This window comes from Streptomyces sp. NRRL B-24572 (assembly GCF_002156145.1).
Lineage (GTDB): Bacteria > Actinomycetota > Actinomycetes > Streptomycetales > Streptomycetaceae > Streptomyces > Streptomyces vietnamensis.
The window spans coordinates 1-4842 of sequence record NZ_MWIG01000810.1; the positions used below are offsets into that span (position 1 = coordinate 1).

Genomic DNA, 4842 nt, shown 5'->3' on the forward strand with positions numbered 1-4842 from the left:
TGGCGGCGGAGGCGAGGGCGGCCACGGCGAGCACCGCCCCGAGCGTCCGGCGGGAGCGGTGCGCACCTTTTGCCATCATGTGGTCCTTTTGTCGTACGAGCTGCATGGCGCCGCATCCTGTCAGCGCGAGAGCCCCTTCCGGGCCGCGACACCGCCGTACCGCCCCACCCGTCCCCCGGCCGGCCCACAGCCCTCCAGGGCCCAGAATGGGACGGGTGACCGACCTCGCCTCCTTCGCCGCCCTGCTCACCCCCGAGGGACAGACGCTCCTCGCCGCCCTGCGCGACTACGACCCCGCCCAGGAGCTGGCGGTCGCCTCCCGGCTGCGCCGCGAGCATCCCGCCGAACTCGTCTCGGCCGCCCTCGGCCAGGCGCGGCTGCGGCAGCGGGCGGTGGCGAAGTTCGGCGCCGAGGACGCGTACCGGATGTACTTCACGCCCAACGGCGTCGAGCAGTCCACCCGCGCCTCGGTCGGTACGTACCGGGCGGCCCGGCTGAAGGCGCTGGGCGTCGGCAGCGTCGCGGACCTCTGCTCCGGGATCGGCGGCGACGCGATCGCCCTCGCCCGCGCCGGGATCTCCGTCCTCGCCGTCGACCGCGACCCGCTGACCGCCGAGGCGGTCCGCGCCAACGCGGCGGCGCTCGGCCTCGCCGACCTGATCGAGGTCCGCTGCGCCGACGTCACCGAGATCGACACCACCCCCTACGACGCGGTCTTCGTCGACCCGGCGCGGCGCGGCGGCCGGGGCAGGATCTTCGACCCCGAGGCGTACTCCCCGCCGCTGTCCTGGGCGATCGAGGCGGCCCGCAGGGCCCCGCGCGCCGCGCTCAAGATCGCCCCGGGCGTCCCGCACGAGGCGGTGCCCGAGGAGGCCGAGGCCGAGTGGATCTCGGACGGCGGGGACGTGAAGGAGGCCGTGCTCTGGTTCGGTACGGAGCCGGGCGCCCGCCGGGCCACCCTGCTGCCCTCCGGCGCGAGCCTCCCGGGCCGGGGCCTGCCCGACCCGGCGGTCCGCCCGGTCGGTCGCTACCTGTACGAACCGGACGGCGCCGTCATCCGCGCCCACCTGGTCGCGGAGGTGGCCGAGGAGCTCGACGGCGGCCTGATCGACGAGACGATCGCGTACGTCACGGCGGACGGGCTGCGCCCGACCCCGTACGCCACCGCTTACGAGATCACCGACGAACTACCCTTCAACCTCAAGAAGTTGAAGGCCCTGCTGCGGGAGCGCGAGGTCGGCACCCTGACGGTGAAGAAGCGCGGCTCCGCGGTCGAACCGGAGGAGATCCGCCGCAAGGTGAAGCCGAAGGGCCCCAACGCGGCGACGGTCCTGCTCACCCGGGTCGCGGGGGCCCCGACGATGCTGATCGGCCGGCCCGCGAACCAACCCTAGGGGGAGTCACATGGCACTGCACCCGGAAGGCGTGTTCACCGGCGGTCCGCTCGCGCACCTCGCCGGGCTCGCCGCCGGCCCCGACCCGCTGGAGTGGGAGGTCCTGCGCCTGAAGCGGGTCCTGCGCCTCAACCACTGGGACGCGGCCTGGCGGGAGACCCCGCAGAAGCTCGCCTCCCAACTGGACCACCTGTCCACCGTGTTCACGGAGGAGTTCTTCGCGACCTGCCCGGAGCCGGCCCGCCGCACGTGGCGAACGGCGGCCGGCCCGAAGGGCGTCCCCGCGTTCATGACGGACCTCGCGACCCTGCTGCGCCTGGCGGACCGCGAGGGCGACGCCCGCTACGAGGACGTGCCGCTGTCCGCCTGGGAGGTACGGGCGCGGTTCCCCCTCCTGCTCGCCCTCGACGGCTGGGCGTACGACGGCGAGCACACCTCGTACGAGGAGAGCCTGCACGCCTTCATCGAGGCCGAACACCCCTTCTGCTTCCACGAGTTGATCCCCCGCCTCACCCAGGCCCTGGAGGCCCGGACGCTGTGCGCGGAGTCACCGGCCTTCGCCGCCTCCTTCGCGGAGCTCGCCCCGACGGCGACCCCGGAGACCCTGGACGTCCTCGCCCGCCTCACCTTCACCCACCTGACGGAGCACCATGGCTGAGCCCTTCTCAGAGGTTTTCGGGAACGCCGACCAGGCGGTCGTCAGCGCCGACGGGAAGTGGATCGCGGCCAGCGCGTGCTGGGCCCGCCACAGCCGCGTCGCCGTCTACCGCGCCGCCGACCTCTCCCTCGCGCACCTTCTGACGTTCACGGAGGAGGCCGAGCCGATCGCCTTCCACCCCGCGCTCCCGCTCCTCGCCATCGGCCTCGACAACGGCGACGAGTACTTCCGCGCGGGCGGTCTCACCCTCCTCGAAGCCGACACCGGCCACCGCGTCGACTTCACCGACCCGGGCCGGGGCATCGACCTGGTCCGCTGGCTGGATCCCCGTACGCTCGAACTCACCTTCCGCGCGGTGGACATGCACAACGAGTACGTGCACCACGTCTGCCGGCCCACCGTCGTCCGCGACGACTGGCGCGGCCTCACCCCCGGCGCCCTCGACCTGACCGCCCTCGACGGGCCCCTGTTCGACGATGTCGCGTACCCCGACCCGGGATCCGCGCGGGAGCTCCTCCGGTCACTCGCCGAGCAGGCGGGCCGACCCTACAGCTGAGCCCGTTCGAGGAGCAGCGCCCGCTCGCTCTCGTTCCGGGTGAGCGCGGCCGCCCGTTCGAACTCCGCCCGGGCCTCCTCCGTACGGCCGAGCCGGGCGAGGAGGTCGCCCCGGACGCTCGGCAGCAGGTGGTAGCGGGCCAGGGCCGGTTCGGCGGCGAGGGCGTCGACGATGCGGAGGGCGGTCTCGGGGCCCTCGGTCATCGACACGGCGACCGCGCGGTTCAGTTCGACCACCGGGGAGGGCGCGAGGGTGCCGAGCCGTCCGTACAGCGCGGCGATGGTCGCCCAGTCCGTGTCCTCGTACGAGGCGGCCCGCGCGTGACAGGCGGCGATCGCGGCCTGGAGGGCGTACGGGCCGTAGGAGCGGCCGTCCCCGGCGCGCGCGAGGGCGGCGTACCCACGGCGCATGAGGAGCCGGTTCCAGCGGCTGCGGTTCTGGTCGGCGAGGAGCACCGGCCGCCCGTCGGGGCCGGTGCGGGCCGCCGTCCGGGAGGCCTGGAGTTCGAGCAGGGCGGCGAGGCCGTGCGCCTCGCTCTCCCCCGGCATCAGGGCGGCCAGGCCCCGGGCGAGCCGCAGGGCGTCCTCGCACAGGCCCGGCCGCAGCAGGTCGTCGCCGGCGGTGGCCGCGTACCCCTCGTTGAAGATCAGGTAGACGACCTCCAGGACGGAGCCGAGCCGGGCGGCCCGGTCCTCCCCGTACGGCACCTCGAAATCCACGCCCGCCTTCGCGAGCGTCCGCTTGGCGCGGGTGATCCGCGCCGCGACCGTCGCCTCCGGCACGAGGAAGGCGCGGGCGATCTCGTCCGTCCGCAGCCCTCCGACGAGCCGCAGAGTGAGCGCCGCGCGGGCCTCGGCGGAGAGCACCGGGTGGCAGGTGGTGAAGACGAGTCGGAGCACGTCGTCGTCGATGTCGCCCGGGCCGGACGGCTCGGGGTCGTACGACTCCTCCGCGAGCGTCCGGCCCACCTCGGCGAGCTTCCGCCCGTACGTCTCGCGCCGCCGCACGAGGTCGACGGCGCGGTGCTTGGCGGCGGCCGTCAGCCAGGCCCCCGGGCGGTCCGGGATCCCCGACCGCGGCCACTGCTCGAGGGCGGAGACGAGCACGTCCTGGGCGATCTCCTCGGCGATGCCGACGTCCCGGACGATCCGCGCCACCGTGGCGATGATCCGCGCCGACTCCATCCGGAAGACCGTCTCAAGCGTGCTCTCCACCGTCACATCCCGTATGAGAGCACAGGGCGGGTCAGCCCTCCGGCATCTCCTCGACCTCGCGGACCTCGAGGCCGACCTTCCAGTGCGGCGGGTGCACGGCCAGGAACCGCTTCCCCCACTCGACGGCCTCGGCCATGTCCTTGCACTGGAGCATCGCGTAGCCGCCGACGACCTCCTTGGTCTCCGTGAACGGGCCGTCGGTGAACGACAGCTTCCCGTCCGACCAGGTGATCCGGGTGGCCTCGGCGGTCGGCCTGAGCCCGGCCGTGTCCACCATGGCGCCGGCCTTGGTGATCTCCTCGAAGAGCTCCCCCATCCGCTGCTCGAAGCCGGGGTCGGCGCTCTCCATGTCGATGGTGTTCTCCTCGATGCGGACGAGGGACAGGAAGCGGGGCATGACGACTCCTCGGTGTGCGGTGGGGCGGGGCCGTTCCCCGCCGTCCACACATACGTCGAACGGGATCCGCCCGCATCGACACCGCACCCGGAGGATTTCTCAGACGTAGTCCTCCAGGCGGGCCACCGTGAAGCCCTGCTCCTGGATCTTCCGCAGCATCGTCGCCGTCATCTCGGTCATCGTCCGGCCCTTGAGCTCGGACGGGCCCCGGAAGTGGGCCAGGATGATGTCCCCGGGGTGCAGCTTCCGGTCGCCGCGCTGGTACTGCATGTTCTTGATCTGCATGGACTCGCGCCACAGCACGATCGCGTCGAGCCCGCACTCCCCCGCCGCCGCGCGCGTGGCCTCGTTCCAGTTGCCGTACGGCGGGCGGAAGAGGCGCGGGGTCGTGCCGTACCGCTGCTTCAGTTTCGTCTGCTGGCCGCAGATCTCCCGGTGCTGGCCCTCCTGGGAGAGGGTGCGCAGGTTGGGGTGGGTGAGGGTGTGGTTGGCGAGGCCGTTGCCCTGGGCGAGGAGCGGCTCGAAGTAGCCGTAGTCGGCGCGTATGGACGAGTCCGTGAGGAACATCGTGACCGGGACCTTGAGGTCCTTCATCATCCGGACGAACTCGGGGTCCTTCTCGG

Annotated in this window: 6 protein-coding genes; 3 read left to right on the forward strand and 3 right to left on the reverse strand. The window is 73.1% G+C overall.

All coding sequences use genetic code 11. From position 1 onward, the window contains the following. The first annotated feature begins 206 nt into the window (after positions 1–206). Genes CCN56_RS36390 through CCN56_RS36400 form a run of 3 tightly spaced genes read left to right on the forward strand, consistent with a single transcriptional unit; the run spans position 207 to position 2608 of the window. On the forward strand, positions 207–1394 hold the full coding sequence (locus tag CCN56_RS36390) for a class I SAM-dependent methyltransferase (protein WP_256962360.1): 1188 nt from the start codon (positions 207–209) through the stop codon (positions 1392–1394). A gap of 10 nt (positions 1395–1404) precedes the next feature. Then, a complete protein-coding gene (locus CCN56_RS36395; RefSeq protein ID WP_086832019.1) occupies positions 1405–2052 on the forward strand; it encodes a hypothetical protein in 648 nt (215 codons plus the stop codon). Further along, positions 2045–2608 carry a hypothetical protein gene (locus CCN56_RS36400; RefSeq protein ID WP_086832020.1) on the forward strand — a complete coding sequence of 188 codons (564 nt, stop codon included), beginning with the start codon at positions 2045–2047 and terminating at the stop codon, positions 2606–2608. Before CCN56_RS36395 ends, CCN56_RS36400 begins: the two co-directional genes overlap by 8 nt. On the opposite strand, the gene CCN56_RS36405 is transcribed toward CCN56_RS36400, so the two are convergent. The 3 genes from CCN56_RS36405 to CCN56_RS36415 form a co-directional block, all read right to left on the reverse strand. Further along, positions 2599–3792: an RNA polymerase sigma factor gene (locus CCN56_RS36405; RefSeq protein WP_179200121.1), complete on the reverse strand. Its 1194-nt coding sequence runs from the start codon at positions 3790–3792 to the stop codon at positions 2599–2601. The genes CCN56_RS36400 and CCN56_RS36405 overlap by 10 nt on opposite strands. A gap of 61 nt (positions 3793–3853) precedes the next feature. Continuing rightward, a complete protein-coding gene (locus tag CCN56_RS36410; RefSeq protein WP_086832022.1) occupies positions 3854–4219 on the reverse strand; it encodes a YciI family protein in 366 nt (121 codons plus the stop codon). A gap of 99 nt (positions 4220–4318) precedes the next feature. Next, the coding region (locus CCN56_RS36415; protein WP_143664734.1) for a polysaccharide deacetylase family protein at positions 4319–4842 on the reverse strand (524 nt) is incomplete at its 5' end.